This window comes from Pseudomonas sp. PD9R (assembly GCF_019200975.1).
Taxonomy (GTDB): domain Bacteria; phylum Pseudomonadota; class Gammaproteobacteria; order Pseudomonadales; family Pseudomonadaceae; genus Aquipseudomonas.
In genome coordinates this window covers 187,395-204,341 of the sequence record NZ_JAHTMR010000013.1, presented here as the reverse complement: position 1 = coordinate 204,341, position 16,947 = coordinate 187,395, and the positions used below count along the sequence as shown (strand labels likewise).

Genomic DNA, 16,947 nt, shown 5'->3' with positions numbered 1-16,947 from the left:
GGCTAGCAGTCGGACACCTCGACCGAAGCCATGCGGTGACGTTGCAGGTAAATGAACAGCAGCGCGGTGAGCACCGTTATTCCGCCGACCAGCGCGCCTGTCCACGGCAAGTCCGCCAGATCAGCGCCACTGGCGACGACCAATCCGCCGATCCACGCCCCCGCGGCATTGCCGAGGTTGAAGGCGCTCTGGTTCAGGGTCGATCCCAGGTTCGGCGCTTCGTGGGCCTGATCGATGATCAGCAGTTGCAGGATCGGGCACAGTGCGAAAGCGAAAATCCCCCACAGCACCAGCGTAATGGCGGCCGGAATCACCGAGTGACTGGTCTGGCTGAACGCGGCCAGCACCACCACCACGGCCAGCGCCATGCCGACCAGCGAAGGCAATAAGCGGCTGTCGGCCAGGCGTCCGCCGAGCATGCTGCCCGCCGTCAAACCCACGCCGAACAACAGCAGCATGATGGTTACGCCGTGCGGGCTGACGCCGGTAATGTCCTGCAGGATCGGCGCGATATAAGTGAAGACACTGAACAGGCTGGTCGACGCCAATACGCTCATGCCCAGTGCCAGCAACACATTGGTTTTACCCAGCACCTTGAACTCGCTGGCAAGGTTGGCCTTATCCATCGCGATGTGCTTTGGCAGCCAGACCCACTGCGCAATGGCGGCAATGACACCGATAACTGACACCGCCCAAAAGGTCGAGCGCCAGCCGGCATATTGGCCGAGCGCCGTGCCCAATGGCACGCCAAGCACGTTGGCCAGGGTCAGGCCGGTGAACATCATGGCAATCGCCTGGGCCCGTTTGTTCGGCGCGACCAGGCCGGCGGCCACCACCGAGCCGATGCCGAAGAACGCGCCGTGGCACAGCGCAGTTACCACCCGTGCGGCCATCAGCGTGGCGTAGTTCGGCGCCAGGGCGCAGAGCATATTGCCGAGGATGAACATCAGCGTCATGCCCAGCAGCGTGGCTTTGCGCGGCATGTTGGCGGTGCCAATGGCGAGGATCGGCGCGCCGAACACCACGCCCAGCGCATAGCCGGTAATCAACAACCCGGCGTGGGGAATGCTCACGGCGAGGTCGCGAGCGACGTCGGGCAGCAAGCCCATGATGACGAATTCGGTAGTGCCGATGCCGAACGCGGCAACAGCGAGGGCAAGCAAGGCGAGTGGCATGCGCAAGGTCTCTGTCGGTAGTCTTGACGCTGTGATCAGGCGTACGCATGCCGAAGTCCGTTCTCGACGAGAGCGGGCAGGGCAGGATTTTTATTGGAATTAGTCTGTGTGCAACTGAGTGCGGCGCGGTCGCTTGCAGTATAAACAGCTGCTGACATATGGCGAATCAATTCTCTCCCGCTTATAGGTAGGAGCTGTCGAGTGCAACGAGGTTGCGATCTGTTGATCTGGCTTTTTATCAGCGAGATCAAAAGATCGCAGCCTCGTTGCACTCGACAGCTCCTACAGGTAGGGCGGGGCAAAAATAAGGAGTGTGCCGTGCTTGCGACGGCTCTGGTGTTGGTGGCGGCGCTGCTGCATGCGGCTTGGAATACCCTGATCAAATTCAGCGCCGAGCGGCTGCTGGTGGTGGCCTGCATGGACAGCGTGGCGCTGCTTTTTGTCGCCGCGATGCTGCCGTTCGTGTCGTTACCTGCGCAGGAAATCTGGCCGTGGATTCTGGCGTCGGCAGCGTTCGAGTTGCTCTACCGTTATTTGCTGATCCAGGCCTATCGGGTCGGCGACCTGGGGTTGGTCTATCCGCTGATGCGGGGCTTGTCGCCGCTGGTGGTACTGGCGCTGACACTGATCTTCGCGGGAGAGGCGCTGACCCATCAGCAGATTTTCGGAATCATGCTGATTCCGCTCGGCATGCTGTGCCTGCTCTGGCAGGGCGGAGGCGGTGCGCGTTTGCCGTGGTCGATGCTGCCGGTGGTGGCGCTGATCGGTTTGTGCATTGGTTGCTACACGTACATCGATGGTCAGGCGCTGCGGCGCTGGTCGCACCCGCTGGATTACCTGGTCTGGGTGACGTTGCTCAGTGCCTGGCCGTTTCCATTGTTGGCGTGGGTGCGCAAGCGGCCGGCGTTCAGGCTGTTCTGGCGGGAGCAGTGGCGATTGGGGCTGGCGGTCGGGTTTTGCGTGTTGTTCAGCTACGCTCTGGTGCTGTGGGCCATGCAGCTGGGGTCTATTGCCGAAGCGGCGGCCCTGCGCGAAATCAGCGTGATTCTGGTGGTGCTGTTCGGCATGCGCTACCTGAAAGAACCTTTCGGTCGTCCACGGCTCTTAGCTTGTGGGCTGGTGCTGATCGGCATGTTGGTCATGAAGTTTTGACGGGTATTCGAATTTTTGAAATGTGAAGAAGGGATTGCTCTATGACGGTTGCTCTGTGGTGCATTTTGATTGCGATTTTCCTGCCTTATCTGTGTACGGGTATCGCCAAGGCCAGCGGCGGATACGGGCTAAAGGACAACCATGATCCCCGGGACTTTCTCGAGTCACTGAATGGTTTGGGTCGACGCGCGCATGCAGCGCAATTGAACAGTTTCGAAGTGACTCCGGCTTTTGCGGCCGCAGTGATCGTGGCGCACCTGGCCGGCAATGCCGAGCTGGTGACGATCAATGTGCTGTCGGTTTTGTTCATTACCAGCCGGTTGCTGTACATCATTTGTTATCTGGCGGACTGGGCGGTCGTTCGGTCGCTGGTGTGGTTTGTGGGGATGGGATTGATTGCTGCGTTCTTTGTTGTGTCTGTTTAAGAGCAAGATCAAAAGATCGCAGCCTCGTTTTACTCGTCAGCTCCTACAGGGATCGATGTTCATCCGCGATATTGAATGCGGTCGATGTAGGAGCTGCCGCAGGCTGCGATCTTTTGACTTTATTGCTTGTCCGCCACCTGCGGCACTTGCGGCAACGGCGCACCTTTTGGCCAGAGCATCCAGATCTGTCCCTGTTGTTTCATGTCCCCCGCCAGTTGCCCGGCCGCATCGCCGGTGCCCCAGAACAGATCCGCGCGCACTTCGCCGGCAATCGCGCCGCCGGTGTCCTGTGCCGCTACGGGGCGAACCAACGCCGTTCCGTCCGGTTTGGTTGTGGATAACCACAGCAGGCTGCCCAGCGGAATCACTTTGCGATCCACCGCCGCGCTGTAACCGGCCGTCAATGGCACGTTCAGAGAACCACGAGGCCCTTCGTTGCTGTCAGGGTTGCGGGTGAAAAATACATAACTTGGATTGCTGCCGAGCAGTTCCGGAATACGCGTCGGGTTGGCTTTGGCCCAGGTGCTGATCGCGCCCATGGTCACGTCTTCTTTCTTCAACTCGCCTTGCTCCACCAGCCAGCGACCGATTGGCCGATACGGGTGGCCGTTCTGGTCGGCGTAAGCGATGCGCAGCTGACGACCACTGTCGAGCTGGATGCGACCCGAACCCTGGATTTGCAGAAACTGCAGGTTCATCGGGTCAGTCAGCCAGGCCACGACCGGTGCCTTGACCCCTTTGCTCTCGATGGTTGCCGCATCGTCGTAGGGCTTGAGCACGCGACCTTCCAGTCGACCGCGCAGGCGTTTGCCTTTGAGTTCCGGGTAGATGCTGTCCAGGGAGACGATGATCATGTCTTCGGGCACGCCATACACCGGGATGTTCGCCACTGTGGTCTGGGTCAGGCTGCCGGGATAGACCGGTTCGTAGTAACCGGTGATCAGGCCGTTGGGGTTATCGTTGGCGGCGCGCAGGCCGTAGACGTCGAGGTTCTGTTTCAGGAAGCCGCGAATGTCGCTGGCAGTCTGCGGCACATTGGCGGCGGCTGCGCAGGTTGCGCCCCATACCGGGTCGGCTTTGAGTCGGGTGCAGGCGCTGCGCCAAGAGCCGAAACCGGCCACGAGGTCGTTGTCGGACACCGCCGGCAGCGCGTCCCAAGTGGCGCTGGAATAGGTAGCCAGGGCGTGGGTCTTCGGTTGTTTGTTTTCGCCACCGGTGCAACCTGCGAGCAGGGCCACCATCGGCAGGGTCCAGGCCAGGCTGTGACGCCATGCCTTGAAACGGCTGTTCATGGAGTGATTCCTTTGCCGGTTGCCTGAGTGCTCCATGCGCTCAAACAACCCGTATTGATAATAGGGCTATTGGTCTTTACCGATGACGCGTGGATACTGGCCGCCGTTCCCGTGACCTGAAGCCACCATGACTCTTAAAAGACTTTCTGTTGTATTGCTGGCCTGCCTGACGTTGTCCGCCTGCGGCGGTGTCGACCCCAACTCGCCGCTCGGTCAGCGCAAGGCGATTTTCAAGCAGATGCTCAAGACCGGTGAAGACCTGGGCGGCATGTTGCGTGGCCGCATTCCGTTCGATGGTCCGAAATTCGCTGATGGCGCGGTGAAGCTTGACGCGTTGTCCCATGAGCCGTGGAAACACTTCCCGCAGGTGCGCGAAGAAGATCACACCAGTGCCAAAAGCGATGTCTGGCAGAAGCAGGCCCACTTTCAGGAAATGGCCCGCACCCTGGAAGCCGCCACCGGTGAGTTGGTGATTGCCAGCCAGGTTCAACCCTACAAGGCCAGTTCCCTGGGCCCAGCGGTGCAGAAAGTCGAAGACGCCTGTAGTGCGTGCCATAAAGAGTTTCGGGATCATTGATTTCAGCAAAGATCGCAGCCTGCGGCGCCTCCTGCATGTCATGCGTACACCTGTAGGAGCTGCCGAAGGCCGCGATCTCTTGATCTTGAAAAGTCTTATTTATCCAGCTCATCCAATGCGTCCTGCAATTCCTTGCGGGACTCGGCGAGCTTGTCTTTGCGCTTGTTGATCTTGTCCGGATCGCCTTTTTTCATGGCCTTGTCGAGATCAGCCTGACGCTTGCTGACTTCATGCTTGGCGTCGAGCACCTTGTTTTCCCGTTCTTTTTTCAGCGAGGCGTCAGTGCAATTGGCGGTGACTTCGCTCAGGGCTTTTTCCAGGCCGGCTTGTTGATCGGCATTGCCGTGGGACTTGGCCAGTTCGATCTGGTTGATGATGCCTTGCTTCTTGGCGGCACAGCCGGTCAGCTCCGGTGCCTCTTCGGCGGCCATCAGCGGGGCGGCCAACACGCTGCAAAGGGTCAACAGGGCGAGCGGTGAAAGAAATTTCATAAAAGCTCCAGATGAAAAGGCAATCGTGTCGATGCGGCGATGGCTTGTTTGAGCTCATCGGTACTGCATGGGTTCCCGCACGGGCGGGTATCTACGATTGCTAAAAACCGTCTATCCCCGCCCCGCGTAAAGTTTCACTCAAGGCCAGGACCTGCGGGTCGCGAAAAAATGCGCTCAGTTGCGCCGCGCGTCCCGGACCAATACCGGCTTCGGCCTGCCATTGTTCGGTGTCTCGTTGTGCCAGTTCCTGCCATGAATCAGCCAGGCGCGCCTGACCTGTCGGCGGCAAGCCCAGGGCTTTCAGCCAGCGTACAAAAGAGCGTTGCCGGGCGCTGTTGAAACTGTTCAGCAGGCGAGCAGCACTGCGCTCGCCGAAACCGTCAATGTTAGCAAGCTCTCGCGCATCAAGCGTCAACCAATCCAGCAGGTTGTTCAGGTGGCCTGTTGCAAGAAGTTTTTCCCAGGTGCCGGGACCAACATGGGGCAGGGCCAGACCTTGCTTGCCACTGAGCCAGGCCAGGCGTGCGAGAAACTGACTTTCGCATCCGGACGTCGGCTGCCAGCAGCTCAGCGGATGGAAGTCTGCTGCCAGCGGGACGTTCAGTTCCGGGCGTTCGGTGCTTCGCAACACAACGCTATCCAGCCTGGGAATGGTCATGCCGGCCAGGCTGACGGCGACCTGGTCACCCGGTCGAATATCCAGAGATTGCCAGCGTTGCAGGGAGCCCACACTGACGCGTTTGATCTGCCGGTCATCAAGCGTCACCGGCGTCAATTCCAGCAGCGGAGTGATTCGCCCGGTGCGGCCGATCTTGAAGTGAACCTTGCGCACCTCCGCCAGTGCCTGGGCGAAGGGGTACTTCCATGCGGCGCTCCAGGAAGGTGGCTTGGCCTGCCAGCGCTCGGCGGGCGGGCGTTGGTTCTGGCGAAGGACAATGCCATCGCTGGCAAAAGGCAGCGCAGAGCGATACCAGTGATCACGCCAGCGCTCGGCGTCCGCCAGTGAGCTAATGGGTTGGCTGTAGCGCTCGGTGCCCGGAAATCCCAGTTCAGCCAGCGCCGCGATGCGGGTCGGCAAATCTGCCGGGCCTTGGGGCCAGTCCCAGGCAAACAGACCGATGCCGCTTGCCTGCTCGGTGTTCAGCGTCTTGCGGGCCATCAGACCGGCGACCGTAGCGCGGGCGTTGAGGCTGCCAGCCTGGACCTGCACATGGTCGGTCAAGCGCCAATAGAGTTCGCCTTGCACCAGCAGGTCCCGTGGTTGTGCCAACTGTTGCGGAATAGCAGCGATCTGCCGTGCTGAAACCGTCCAGTCCTGACCCTGCGAACCGTCGCCGCGACTGATTGCTTGCGTGAGCAGGCCCTGGTGATAAATCAGGGTCACGGCCACGCCATCGACCTTGGGTTGAACCCAGACACCCGCACGACCGTTCAGCCATTGTTCGACGGCGCGAGCATCGCGCAATTTTTCCAGGCCGGTGTGGGCGATGGGATGAGGAACCGTGCCGCGTGCGGTACGCAATGGGTCTGTGGATGAGTCAATGTTGAAGCATTGGCGCCAGTCGGTGAGTCGTGCGCGGGACTGGTCGTAGAGTTCGTCGGCGACCATTGAACGGCCTTGGCGATGATAGTGATCGTCCCAGGTGTCGATTTGCTTTTGCAGAGCGGTGGTTTCGTCCGAGGCGCGGGTGGATGGCCAGTCGGGGCATTGGGCCGCGTTGGCGTTCAGGCCGGCAGAGGCGAACAGGCAGATGAAAAACAGGCGCAGGTCGAAGAGCATCGTGAGCGTCCTTGCTCATTGGGATGGTCGAAGGCTAGTTGGACTTCGGGAATATGATCGGGAGGTGTTTTTCGGGGTGTTTCGAGGCAGGTAGATCAAAAGATCGCAGCCTTGGGCCGCTCTTACAGGTGTACACATTTCAATGTAGGAGCTGCCGAAGGCTGCGATCTTTTGATCATCAAACAATAAAAAGCCCCGCACGGCGAACCGTGCGGGGCTTTTGGTACCGCCAGGGAAGTCTTACAGGCCGGCAGCGGAACGCAGAGCGTCGGCGCGGTCGGTTTTTTCCCAGGTGAAGGTGGTGAAGGTGTCGTCACCAACAGTCTTGGTCGTCGGGGTGCGACCGAAGTGGCCGTACGCAGCGGTTTCCTGGTACATCGGGTGCAGCAGGTCGAGCATTTTGGTGATCGCGTATGGACGCAGGTCGAACACTTCGCGAACCAGTTTGACGATTTTGTCGTCGCTGATCTTGCCGGTGCCGAAGGTGTTCAGCGAGATCGAAGTCGGTTGAGCAACACCGATCGCGTAGGAAACCTGGATCTCGCAACGCTCGGCCAGGCCGGCAGCGACGATGTTCTTGGCTACGTAACGACCGGCGTAGGCGGCCGAACGGTCAACCTTCGATGGGTCTTTACCGGAGAACGCGCCACCGCCGTGACGGGCCATGCCGCCGTAGCTGTCAACGATGATCTTGCGGCCGGTCAGGCCACAGTCGCCAACCGGGCCACCGATGATGAACTGGCCAGTCGGGTTGATGTGGAACTGGGTGTCTTTGGTCAGCAGTTCGGCAGGCAGCACGTGCTTGACGATCAGCTCCATCACGCCTTCGCGCAGGTCGTTGTACGACACTTCCGGGTTGTGCTGGGTCGACAGGACAACCGCGTCGATACCGACAACCTTGCCGTTTTCGTAGCGGCAGGTCACTTGCGACTTGGCGTCCGGACGCAGCCAAGGCAGCAAACCGGATTTACGGGCTTCAGCCTGGCGCTGCACCAGTTGGTGCGAGAAGGTGATCGGTGCAGGCATCAGCACGTCGGTTTCGTTGCTGGCGTAGCCGAACATCAGGCCCTGGTCGCCGGCACCTTGATCTTCAGGCTTGGCACGGTCAACACCCTGGTTGATGTCAGGGGACTGCTTGCCGATGATGTTCATCACGCCGCAGGTCGCGCCGTCGAAACCAACGTCGGAGCTGGTGTAGCCGATGTCGGTGATCACGTCACGAACGATCTGCTCCAGGTCAACCCAGGCCGAAGTAGTCACTTCGCCAGCGATGATCGCCACGCCCGTTTTCACCAGAGTCTCGCACGCCACACGGGCGAACTTGTCTTCAGCAATGATGGCGTCCAGCACCGCATCAGAAATCTGGTCGGCGATTTTGTCCGGATGCCCTTCAGACACGGACTCGGAGGTGAAAAGAGAGTATTCGCTCATCTCGATGTTTTCCTGATATTTACCGATGGTGAGTGTCGCCAGCCGGCCGCTGAAAATGGCGGACCTGAATCTGGAAACCATTACGCAAGCCTACATAGAGGCTTTCCCCGGGAACGAGTCCCGCAGCGGTGGCCCAACGGGCCAGATCGTCCTGTTCAAACCCCAACCAGAGATCACCGCAGGCCTCCTTGGCCCAACTCTGGTTGTGGCTACATAACTCTGTCACTAACAGGCTACCGCCTGGTTGCAGCAAATTGGCCATGTGCTTGAGCGCATCGGCCGGCGCGGCAAAATGGTGCAGCACCATGTTCAGTACAACGCAGTCTGCCGTCAGGCTGATGCCGTTCAATGCATCGGCCAGTTGCAGGCTAACGTTAGCCAGCGCTTCGCGTTCGCAGACCTGGCGAGCCAGTTCGAGCATCGCCGCACTGTTGTCCAGCGCCGTGACCTGACTGAATCGACGTGCCAGTTCCGGCAAAAATGCGCCGTCACCCGGGCCGACTTCGATGGCCGTAGCACCGTCGCCGAAACTCAACTTGTCGAGCAGAGCCACCACGCTTTCGCGGTACTGCGGCAAGCCGGCGATCAAGTCTTGCTGGGCGCGAAATTTATCCGCAACCCTTGAAAAAAAGTCCTGGCTGGCAGCAGCCCGTTGTCCGTGGACCTGGGTGATCCGCGACTGCACATCGGCAGGCAGGGACAGGTTATCCACTTCTTCGAGCAAGGCTGCGTGCAGCTTGCCGCCCAACAGATCGGTGTGGGGAAGGGCGCGACGGTAGAAAATCGCATTGCCTTCACGGCGAGTCGCCACCAGGTCGGCTTGGGCCAATACCTTCAGGTGATGGCTCATGCCTGACTGGCCAATCCCGAAGATCTGCGCCAGTTCCAGTACACCGAACGAATCGTTGGTCAGCGCGCGCAATACATTCAACCGCAGTGGATCGCCGCCGGCCTTGCAAAGGGCCGCCAGCTCATCGCAATCGTCATGTCGAATGGAAGGCACACGTAAATTCATAAGCCCGGCAGTCTAGTCACGCGTCGAAAGCATCGCAAGAGCAATATCAAAAAGTTTTGATATTGCTCGATAGATGGCACTTCTCACGGGATGGTTAACTCTACAAACGAACAGCGGAAAGGTTTCATCAGTCGAAACCGTCGTAATCCATTGGAAAAACGCCTCTAGATGACTATCTGTCATTGCCCCGAGGCGGCCCGGTGAGGGAAAATGCTCGCCTTTTTTCCGTTTCGTTTTAATCAAACCCCAGGAGATCAGCGATGCCTAGCCGTCGTGAGCGTGCCAACGCCATTCGTGCCCTCAGCATGGATGCCGTGCAAAAAGCCAACAGCGGCCATCCCGGTGCCCCTATGGGTATGGCAGATATCGCCGAAGTGCTTTGGCGCGACTACCTCAAGCACAACCCGAGCAATCCATCGTTTGCTGACCGTGACCGCTTCGTGCTGTCCAACGGCCACGGCTCGATGTTGATCTACTCGCTGCTGCACCTGACCGGTTACGACCTGTCGATCGAAGACCTGAAGCAATTCCGCCAACTGCACAGCCGCACCCCGGGTCACCCGGAACTTGGCTACACCCCTGGCGTTGAAACCACCACCGGTCCACTGGGCCAAGGCCTGGCCAACGCCGTCGGTTTTGCCCTGGCTGAAAAAGTCATGGCTGCACAGTTCAACCGTCCTGGCCACAACATTGTCGATCACCACACCTACGTGTTCCTGGGTGATGGCTGCATGATGGAAGGCATTTCCCACGAAGTCGGCTCCCTGGCCGGCACGCTGGGCCTGGGCAAGCTGATCGCTTTCTACGATGACAACGGCATCTCCATCGACGGCGAAGTCGAAGGCTGGTTCACCGACGACACGCCGAAGCGTTTCGAAGCCTACAACTGGCAAGTGATCCGCAACGTCGACGGTCACGACCCGGAAGAGATCAAGACTGCGATCGAGACCGCGCGCAAAAGCCCGCAACCGACCCTGATCTGCTGCAAGACCACCATCGGCTTCGGTTCGCCGAACAAGCAAGGCAAGGAAGACTGCCACGGCGCCCCACTGGGTGAAGCGGAAATCGCCCTGACCCGTGCTGCGCTGAAGTGGAACTACGGGCCATTCGAAATCCCGGCCGACATTTATGCCGAGTGGGATGCCAAGGAAGCCGGCCGCGCTGTCGAAGCCGAGTGGGATCAGCGTTTCGCTGCCTACTCCGCGGCTTTCCCGACTGAAGCCAACGAGCTGATCCGTCGTTTGAGCGGTGAACTGCCGGCAGACTTCTCGGAAAAAGCCTCGGCCTACATCGCCGAAGTGGCCGCCAAGGGCGAAACCATCGCCAGCCGTAAAGCCAGCCAGAATGCCCTGAACGCCTTTGGCCCGCTGCTGCCTGAGTTCCTCGGCGGTTCGGCTGACCTGGCCGGTTCCAACCTGACCCTGTGGAAAGGCTGCAAAGGCGTCACCGCTGACGACGCCAGCGGCAACTACATGTACTACGGCGTGCGCGAATTCGGCATGACCGCGATCATGAACGGCGTTGCCCTGCACGGCGGCCTGGTGCCTTACGGCGCGACCTTCCTGATGTTCATGGAATACGCCCGCAATGCTGTGCGCATGTCGGCCCTGATGAAGCAGCGCGTGATCCACGTCTACACCCACGACTCCATCGGTCTGGGCGAAGACGGTCCGACTCACCAACCGGTTGAGCAACTGGCCAGCCTGCGCTGCACGCCGAACCTCGATACCTGGCGTCCAGCGGATGCCGTTGAATCGGCGGTGTGCTGGAAGCATGCGCTGGAGCGTAAAGACGGTCCTTCGGCCTTGATCTTCTCGCGTCAGAACCTGCAGCATCAAACCCGCACCGACTCGCAGATCGCTGAGATCAGCCGTGGTGGCTACGTGTTGAAGGACTGCGCAGGCGAGCCTGAGCTGATCCTGATTTCGACCGGTTCGGAAGTCGGCCTGGCCGTTCAGGCTTACGACAAACTGACCGAGCAAGGCCGCAAGGTGCGCGTGGTTTCCATGCCTTGCACCAGCGTGTTCGACGCTCAAGAGGCCGACTACAAGCAAGCGGTTCTGCCGTTGCAGGTCAGCGCCCGTATCGCCATCGAGGCTTCCATTGCCGACTACTGGTACAAGTACGTCGGTCTGGAAGGTCGCGTGATCGGCATGACCACCTACGGCGAGTCGGCACCTGCGTCGGCCTTGTTCGAAGAGTTTGGCTTCACCCTGGAAAACATCCTGGGTCAGGCTGAAGAGCTGCTGGAAGACTAAGCACAACGCGGTGGTCTGATAACCACCGCGTTCCCATGCAGGAGCTGTCGAGTGCAACGAGGCTGCGATCTTTTGATCTTTTTTAGATCAAGATCCAAAGATCGCAGCCTCGTTGCACTCGACAGCTCCTACATGGGTTGTGTTGTTAACGAGAATTTCGTCTGCCTGCGTTAATCGAGAACCTCATGCCTCAACCGCGTCCTTACAAAGTTGCACTCAACGGCTACGGCCGGATTGGTCGTTGCGTCTTGCGTGCGTTGTTCGAGCGAGGCGAGAAGGCCGGGTTTGAAATTGTCGCGATCAACGATCTGGCCGACATGGCCAGCATCGAGTACCTGACACGCTTCGACTCCACCCACGGGCGCTTTCCCGGGGAAGTGAAGGTCGACGGCGATTGTCTGCATATTAATGGCGACAGCGTGAAGGTCCTGCGCAGTGCCACCCCCGAAGGCATCGATTGGGCGTCCCTGGGCGTCGATCTGGTGCTGGAGTGCTCCGGCGCTTACCACACTCGTGAAGACGGCCAGCGTTTTCTCGACGCTGGCGCACCGCGTGTGCTGTTTTCCCAGCCGATGGCCAGCGAGGCGGATGTCGACGCCACCATCGTCTACGGCGTGAACCAGGATTGCCTGACCGGCCACGAACTGCTGGTATCCAACGCTTCCTGCACCACCAACTGCGGCGTGCCGCTGTTGCGCCTGCTGGATCAGGCCATTGGTCTGGAGTACGTGTCGATCACCACCATTCACTCGGCGATGAACGATCAGCCAGTCATCGACGCCTATCACCACGAAGACCTGCGCCGCACCCGTTCGGCGTTTCAGTCAGTGATCCCGGTGTCCACCGGTCTGGCGCGCGGTATCGAACGGCTGTTGCCGGAACTTGCCGGGCGAATTCAGGCCAAAGCCGTACGCGTGCCGACGGTTAACGTGTCTTGCCTCGACATTACGATGCAGACCGTTAGCGACACCGACGCCACCGAGGTCAACCGGATCCTGCGCGAAGCCGCCACCAGCGGTCCGCTCAAAGGCCTTCTGGCCTACACCGAGTTGCCTCACGCCAGTTGCGATTTCAACCACGACCCACATTCGGCGATCGTCGATGCCAGTCAGACTCGCGTTTCCGGCCCACGGCTGGTGAACATTCTGGCCTGGTTCGACAACGAATGGGGTTTTGCCAACCGAATGCTGGATGTTGCAGAGCACTACCTGCAATCCGCTACTAAACAACCGTAACCCAGGAAATGCGACCCATGACCGTGTTGAAGATGACCGACCTCGATCTGCAAGGTAAGCGCGTACTGATTCGCGAAGACCTCAACGTCCCAGTCAAGGACGGTGTTGTCACCAGCGATGCGCGAATCCTGGCTTCGCTGCCGACCATCAAGCTGGCCCTGGAAAAAGGCGCGGCCGTGATGGTTTGCTCGCACCTTGGCCGTCCGACCGAAGGCGAATTCTCCGCCGAGAACAGCCTCAAGCCAGTCGCTGACTACCTGAGCAAGGCGCTGGGCCGTGAAGTGCCGCTGGTGGCCGACTACCTGGGCGGCGTTGACGTCAAGGCCGGCGACATCGTGCTGTTCGAAAACGTGCGCTTCAACAAAGGCGAGAAAAAGAACGCTGACGAACTGGCCCAGCAATACGCCGCTCTGTGCGACGTGTTTGTGATGGACGCCTTCGGCACCGCTCACCGCGCCGAGGGTTCGACCCATGGCGTGGCCAAGTTCGCCAAAGTCGCCGCCGCAGGTCCGTTGCTGGCTGCCGAGCTCGACGCGCTGGGCAAGGCCCTGGGTGCCCCGGCCCAGCCAATGGCGGCCATCGTGGCGGGCTCCAAGGTTTCGACCAAACTTGACGTGCTCAACAGCCTGAGCCAGATCTGCAACCAGTTGATCGTCGGCGGCGGTATTGCCAACACCTTCCTGGCAGCCGCCGGTCACCCGGTCGGCAAGTCGCTGTACGAGCCAGACCTGCTGGACACCGCTCGTGCCATTGCCGCCAAGGTCAGCGTGCCGTTGCCGGTTGACGTGGTAGTTGCCAAGGAATTCGCTGAAAGCGCAACGGCCACGGTGAAACTGATCGCTGACGTCGCGGCCGACGACATGATTCTCGACATCGGCCCGCAGACCGCGGCGAACTTCGCCGAGCTGCTGAAATCGTCGAAAACCATCCTGTGGAACGGCCCGGTCGGCGTGTTCGAATTCGACCAGTTTGGCAACGGCACCAAAGTTCTGGCGCAGGCCATCGCGGACAGCTCGGCGTTTTCCATCGCCGGCGGCGGCGACACCCTGGCGGCCATCGACAAATATGGCGTTGCCGAGCAGATCTCCTACATTTCTACCGGTGGCGGCGCGTTCCTCGAATTCGTCGAAGGCAAAGTGCTGCCCGCTGTTGAAGTCCTGGAAAGCCGGGCCAAGGCCTGAGGGTCGCCCGATTGACCAGGCAGGGAGTGTTCAGATGGTCAAGACGTTAGCGCTGTTGATCGTCGCGGGTGCGCTGGTGGCTTGCGGGAGTAACCCGAAAGCCACACCGGAGCCCGCGCCGCAGACTCAGGAAAAAGGCTGTTATCAGGCCGACTGGCAAGCGGAAACCAACCCGGTGCTCAACAAGCGTTCGGGGCCCGATGGCCTCGACAAATACGAAACACAAACCCCGGCCAAGGAACGTGGCTGCCCTTGACGGGTCTGACTCATTACTCAGGGCTGGCGGCGTGCGCTGTCAGTCGAGGAACACGGATGAAAGGTTTTATCGCCATTACGGCGCTGGCATTACTGGCCGGGTGCAGCAACTTCAACCTGTTCCAGTCTTCCGCCCCAGCGGATAACTGGACCACCTGGACCTGCGACAGCCAGGCCAAAGTGGTGTGGCGCTACACCGATGACAGCCGCAAGGAAGTCGACGTGCGCCTGGGTGGAGCCGATCAGGTCTACCGCTTGAAGCAGGAGCCAGGTGCGTCGGGCTCGCTGTACAGCAATGACATGCTGGCATTTCACGTAAAAGGTGAGGAAGGCCTGGTTTACTGGGTCGCCACCAATGATTTGATTGGCCGTGGCTGTCACCTGTAGGAGCGAGCCTGCTCGCGATGCTCGTCAACGATAACGCAGGCTGTCTGGATGTCCGCGTTGTCTGGATCACCATCGCGAGCAAGCTTCGCTCGTACAGGGAATCGACAGCTTTCAGAATTGATGTGACACCCGATTCGCAGTCCGGGACCAACCCCCGATCTGCAATAACTTGAATAGCCGCCGCCGCTACGGCAGGCTGGCACGATTAACGACCCTAAACCGGGAGAGACACACACAATGGCACTTATCAGCATGCGCCAGATGCTGGACCACGCAGCCGAGTTCGGCTACGGCGTTCCAGCCTTCAACGTCAACAACCTTGAGCAGATGCGCGCCATCATGGAAGCCGCTGACAAGACTGACTCCCCGGTGATCGTCCAGGCCTCGGCCGGTGCTCGCAAATACGCCGGCGCGCCGTTCCTGCGTCACCTGATCCTGGCGGCAATCGAAGAATTCCCGCACATCCCGGTGTGCATGCACCAGGACCACGGCACCAGCCCTGACGTCTGCCAGCGCTCCATTCAACTGGGCTTCAGCTCGGTGATGATGGACGGTTCCCTGGGCGAAGACGGCAAGACCCCGACCGACTACGACTACAACGTGCGCGTTACCCAACAGACCGTGGCCATGGCTCACGCCTGCGGCGTTTCGGTAGAGGGCGAGCTGGGCTGCCTGGGTTCGCTGGAAACCGGCATGGCCGGTGAAGAGGACGGCATCGGCGCCGAAGGCGTTCTGGATCACAGCCAAATGCTGACCGACCCGGAAGAAGCCGCTGACTTCGTCAAGCGCACTCAGGTCGATGCCCTGGCCATCGCCATCGGCACCAGCCACGGCGCGTACAAGTTCACCAAGCCACCTACTGGCGACGTGCTGGCGATCGACCGCATCAAGGAAATCCACAAGCGCATTCCGAACACTCACCTGGTGATGCACGGTTCGTCTTCGGTTCCGCAAGAGTGGCTGGCGATCATCAACCAGTACGGCGGCGACATCAAAGAAACCTACGGCGTTCCGGTTGAAGAAATCGTCGAAGGTATCAAGCACGGCGTGCGCAAGGTCAACATCGACACCGACCTGCGTCTGGCATCCACGGGCGCCATGCGTCGCCTGATGGCCACCAACCCGAGCGAGTTCGACCCGCGTAAATTCTTCGGCGCCACTGTAACGGCCATGCGCGACGTGTGCATCGCACGTTATGAGGCGTTTGGTACTGCCGGTAATGCTTCGAAGATCAAGGCGATCTCGCTGGAAGGCATGTATCAGCGTTATTTGAAGGGTGAGTTAAACGCTAAGGTCAACTAAGTCCTTCAACGTTTGAGTCGCAAAAAACCCGCCGAGAGGCGGGTTTTTTGTGGGCCAAGATCAAAAGATCGCAGCCTGCGGCAGCTCCTACAGGGAAAGATTTTTATTTATCGTGATCAATATCCAGCTTGCTGAACGTTACCTTCCCGCCCTCACTCGTGTACCCAGTGTTGTCCTGCACATACACCCCAGCCTTGAAGTACAGCGGCTTGTCGCGCCATGTTGCGCTGATTTTGCTGTCCCACTGGTAACCCGCCGCGCTGATGCCCAGGGCGCCGCCGGGGCTGAGGTGGATGAGGTAGGAAAATTGCTGGTCGAGTTTCACGCCGGTGGCAATGGTAATCACCCGGCCTTCGTCGTCATCGGGGTGCATGCGTACCTTCGCGACGATATTGCCGGTGGCGGTTTTGGTTTTGTATTGGTACTCGACTTTCACCAAGGGTTTCTGGCTCTCATAGGCATGGATCTGGCCGATCACGATTTTGCCCGAGCTTGGCACCTGATTGACCGCAAGAGTCGCACGCAGCGAGTTGTCGGCGTCCGGGTAGTACCAGTTGCGCAACGTGCCGTTGCTGTAGGTTTCACGCAATTCAGTACGCGGATAGATCGCGTTTTCAGTCTTTGAGCCGGTCACCGGAGACCAGAAAAACAGCGTGCCGGTGTCGGAATGGAAGTATTGATCCTTGAAGCCGTTCACCAGTTTGGAGGTTTCAACGGTGTACGGCGGGCTGCCGACGGGAACACTGAGGTTCCAGGTTGCGAGGTCAATCATAGTCAAAAACTTCCGCGAATTATTGCTGCACGCACGTACCAATAGCTCTAGCACGTGCCTTTGAGGGCGGTCTTTATAAGCGTAGAGGAGTCTTTTGTTAACGCCCGTCTGGCGGTTGGCTGGCGTCAACATCCTGTCGAAATGCCATCTTTCCCGGTTTTAGCGGGCTGTGGGTCCGACCGTTAGTCGGCAAATGGACGCTTCAGTTAAATGATGGCG

The 16,947-nt window shown here is 59.7% G+C and carries 16 protein-coding genes; 9 read left to right on the top strand and 7 right to left on the bottom strand.

Features of this window, described 5'->3' with window-relative positions; translation table 11 throughout:
- Positions 1-2: 2 nt before the first annotated feature.
- On the bottom strand, positions 3-1,175 hold the full coding sequence (locus KUF73_RS23375; protein ID WP_218440374.1) for an MFS transporter: 1,173 nt from the start codon (positions 1,173-1,175) through the stop codon (positions 3-5).
- A 318-nt stretch (positions 1,176-1,493) separates the two neighbouring features.
- Here KUF73_RS23375 and KUF73_RS23370 point away from each other — a divergent pair, with 318 nt between their 5' ends.
- On the top strand, positions 1,494-2,327 hold the full coding sequence (locus KUF73_RS23370) for an EamA family transporter (RefSeq protein WP_218440373.1): 834 nt from the start codon (positions 1,494-1,496) through the stop codon (positions 2,325-2,327).
- A gap of 41 nt (positions 2,328-2,368) precedes the next feature.
- Positions 2,369-2,752, top strand: coding sequence for an MAPEG family protein (locus tag KUF73_RS23365; protein ID WP_218440372.1), 384 nt, complete (start codon positions 2,369-2,371; stop codon positions 2,750-2,752).
- A gap of 119 nt (positions 2,753-2,871) precedes the next feature.
- Here the strand turns inward: KUF73_RS23365 and KUF73_RS23360 are convergent, their stop codons facing one another.
- A complete protein-coding gene (locus tag KUF73_RS23360) occupies positions 2,872-4,044 on the bottom strand; it encodes a murein transglycosylase A (protein WP_218440371.1) in 1,173 nt (390 codons plus the stop codon).
- Positions 4,045-4,171: 127 nt separating this feature from the next.
- Between KUF73_RS23360 and KUF73_RS23355 the strand changes: the two genes are divergently transcribed.
- Complete coding sequence (locus KUF73_RS23355) at positions 4,172-4,621, top strand: cytochrome c (protein WP_218440370.1); 450 nt, start codon at positions 4,172-4,174, stop codon at positions 4,619-4,621.
- A 95-nt stretch (positions 4,622-4,716) separates the two neighbouring features.
- Here the strand turns inward: KUF73_RS23355 and KUF73_RS23350 are convergent, their stop codons facing one another.
- From KUF73_RS23350 to KUF73_RS23335, 4 genes are all read right to left on the bottom strand, one after another.
- Positions 4,717-5,112, bottom strand: a complete 396-nt coding sequence (locus KUF73_RS23350) for a DUF1090 domain-containing protein (RefSeq protein WP_218440369.1) — start codon at positions 5,110-5,112, stop codon at positions 4,717-4,719.
- Positions 5,113-5,212: 100 nt separating this feature from the next.
- Positions 5,213-6,892 carry an NAD-dependent DNA ligase LigB gene (gene ligB, locus KUF73_RS23345; RefSeq protein WP_218440368.1) on the bottom strand — a complete coding sequence of 560 codons (1,680 nt, stop codon included), beginning with the start codon at positions 6,890-6,892 and terminating at the stop codon, positions 5,213-5,215.
- 240 nt (positions 6,893-7,132) lie between these two features.
- On the bottom strand, positions 7,133-8,323 hold the full coding sequence (gene metK, locus KUF73_RS23340) for a methionine adenosyltransferase (RefSeq protein ID WP_218440367.1): 1,191 nt from the start codon (positions 8,321-8,323) through the stop codon (positions 7,133-7,135).
- 19 nt (positions 8,324-8,342) lie between these two features.
- Positions 8,343-9,338: a metalloregulator ArsR/SmtB family transcription factor gene (locus tag KUF73_RS23335; protein WP_218440366.1), complete on the bottom strand. Its 996-nt coding sequence runs from the start codon at positions 9,336-9,338 to the stop codon at positions 8,343-8,345.
- A 260-nt stretch (positions 9,339-9,598) separates the two neighbouring features.
- On the opposite strand from KUF73_RS23335, the gene tkt reads away from it, so the two are divergent.
- The 6 genes from tkt (at position 9,599) to fba (ending at position 15,956) form a co-directional block, all read left to right on the top strand.
- A complete protein-coding gene (gene tkt / locus KUF73_RS23330; protein WP_218440365.1) occupies positions 9,599-11,596 on the top strand; it encodes a transketolase in 1,998 nt (665 codons plus the stop codon).
- A 185-nt stretch (positions 11,597-11,781) separates the two neighbouring features.
- Positions 11,782-12,831, top strand: a complete 1,050-nt coding sequence (epd, locus tag KUF73_RS23325; RefSeq protein ID WP_218440364.1) for an erythrose-4-phosphate dehydrogenase — start codon at positions 11,782-11,784, stop codon at positions 12,829-12,831.
- Between the two features lie 17 nt (positions 12,832-12,848).
- Positions 12,849-14,012 (top strand): phosphoglycerate kinase, encoded by a 1,164-nt coding sequence (locus KUF73_RS23320; protein WP_218440363.1) that lies wholly within the window; start codon positions 12,849-12,851, stop codon positions 14,010-14,012.
- A 34-nt stretch (positions 14,013-14,046) separates the two neighbouring features.
- On the top strand, positions 14,047-14,268 hold the full coding sequence (locus KUF73_RS23315) for a hypothetical protein (protein WP_218440362.1): 222 nt from the start codon (positions 14,047-14,049) through the stop codon (positions 14,266-14,268).
- A gap of 56 nt (positions 14,269-14,324) precedes the next feature.
- Positions 14,325-14,654 carry an MliC family protein gene (locus KUF73_RS23310; RefSeq protein WP_218440361.1) on the top strand — a complete coding sequence of 110 codons (330 nt, stop codon included), beginning with the start codon at positions 14,325-14,327 and terminating at the stop codon, positions 14,652-14,654.
- 237 nt (positions 14,655-14,891) lie between these two features.
- Complete coding sequence (fba, locus tag KUF73_RS23305) at positions 14,892-15,956, top strand: class II fructose-bisphosphate aldolase (RefSeq protein WP_007981624.1); 1,065 nt, start codon at positions 14,892-14,894, stop codon at positions 15,954-15,956.
- 103 nt (positions 15,957-16,059) lie between these two features.
- Here the strand turns inward: fba and KUF73_RS23300 are convergent, their stop codons facing one another.
- Positions 16,060-16,728: a polysaccharide lyase family 7 protein gene (locus KUF73_RS23300; protein WP_218440360.1), complete on the bottom strand. Its 669-nt coding sequence runs from the start codon at positions 16,726-16,728 to the stop codon at positions 16,060-16,062.
- Positions 16,729-16,947: the final 219 nt, after the last annotated feature.

What these genes read in the sequence shown, in the direction of transcription:
- KUF73_RS23350 (WP_218440369.1), bottom strand. Translation starts at nt 5,112, where the DNA reads ATGAAATTTCTTTCACCGCTCGCCCTGTTGACCCTTTGCAGCGTGTTG.
- epd (WP_218440364.1), top strand. Translation starts at nt 11,782, where the DNA reads ATGCCTCAACCGCGTCCTTACAAAGTTGCACTCAACGGCTACGGCCGG.
- fba (WP_007981624.1), top strand. Translation starts at nt 14,892, where the DNA reads ATGGCACTTATCAGCATGCGCCAGATGCTGGACCACGCAGCCGAGTTC.
- KUF73_RS23375 (WP_218440374.1), bottom strand. Translation starts at nt 1,175, where the DNA reads ATGCCACTCGCCTTGCTTGCCCTCGCTGTTGCCGCGTTCGGCATCGGC.
- KUF73_RS23365 (WP_218440372.1), top strand. Translation starts at nt 2,369, where the DNA reads ATGACGGTTGCTCTGTGGTGCATTTTGATTGCGATTTTCCTGCCTTAT.
- KUF73_RS23310 (WP_218440361.1), top strand. Translation starts at nt 14,325, where the DNA reads ATGAAAGGTTTTATCGCCATTACGGCGCTGGCATTACTGGCCGGGTGC.
- KUF73_RS23355 (WP_218440370.1), top strand. Translation starts at nt 4,172, where the DNA reads ATGACTCTTAAAAGACTTTCTGTTGTATTGCTGGCCTGCCTGACGTTG.
- ligB (WP_218440368.1), bottom strand. Translation starts at nt 6,892, where the DNA reads ATGCTCTTCGACCTGCGCCTGTTTTTCATCTGCCTGTTCGCCTCTGCC.
- KUF73_RS23315 (WP_218440362.1), top strand. Translation starts at nt 14,047, where the DNA reads ATGGTCAAGACGTTAGCGCTGTTGATCGTCGCGGGTGCGCTGGTGGCT.
- KUF73_RS23300 (WP_218440360.1), bottom strand. Translation starts at nt 16,728, where the DNA reads ATGATTGACCTCGCAACCTGGAACCTCAGTGTTCCCGTCGGCAGCCCG.
- KUF73_RS23320 (WP_218440363.1), top strand. Translation starts at nt 12,849, where the DNA reads ATGACCGTGTTGAAGATGACCGACCTCGATCTGCAAGGTAAGCGCGTA.
- tkt (WP_218440365.1), top strand. Translation starts at nt 9,599, where the DNA reads ATGCCTAGCCGTCGTGAGCGTGCCAACGCCATTCGTGCCCTCAGCATG.
- KUF73_RS23360 (WP_218440371.1), bottom strand. Translation starts at nt 4,044, where the DNA reads ATGAACAGCCGTTTCAAGGCATGGCGTCACAGCCTGGCCTGGACCCTG.
- metK (WP_218440367.1), bottom strand. Translation starts at nt 8,323, where the DNA reads ATGAGCGAATACTCTCTTTTCACCTCCGAGTCCGTGTCTGAAGGGCAT.
- KUF73_RS23335 (WP_218440366.1), bottom strand. Translation starts at nt 9,338, where the DNA reads ATGAATTTACGTGTGCCTTCCATTCGACATGACGATTGCGATGAGCTG.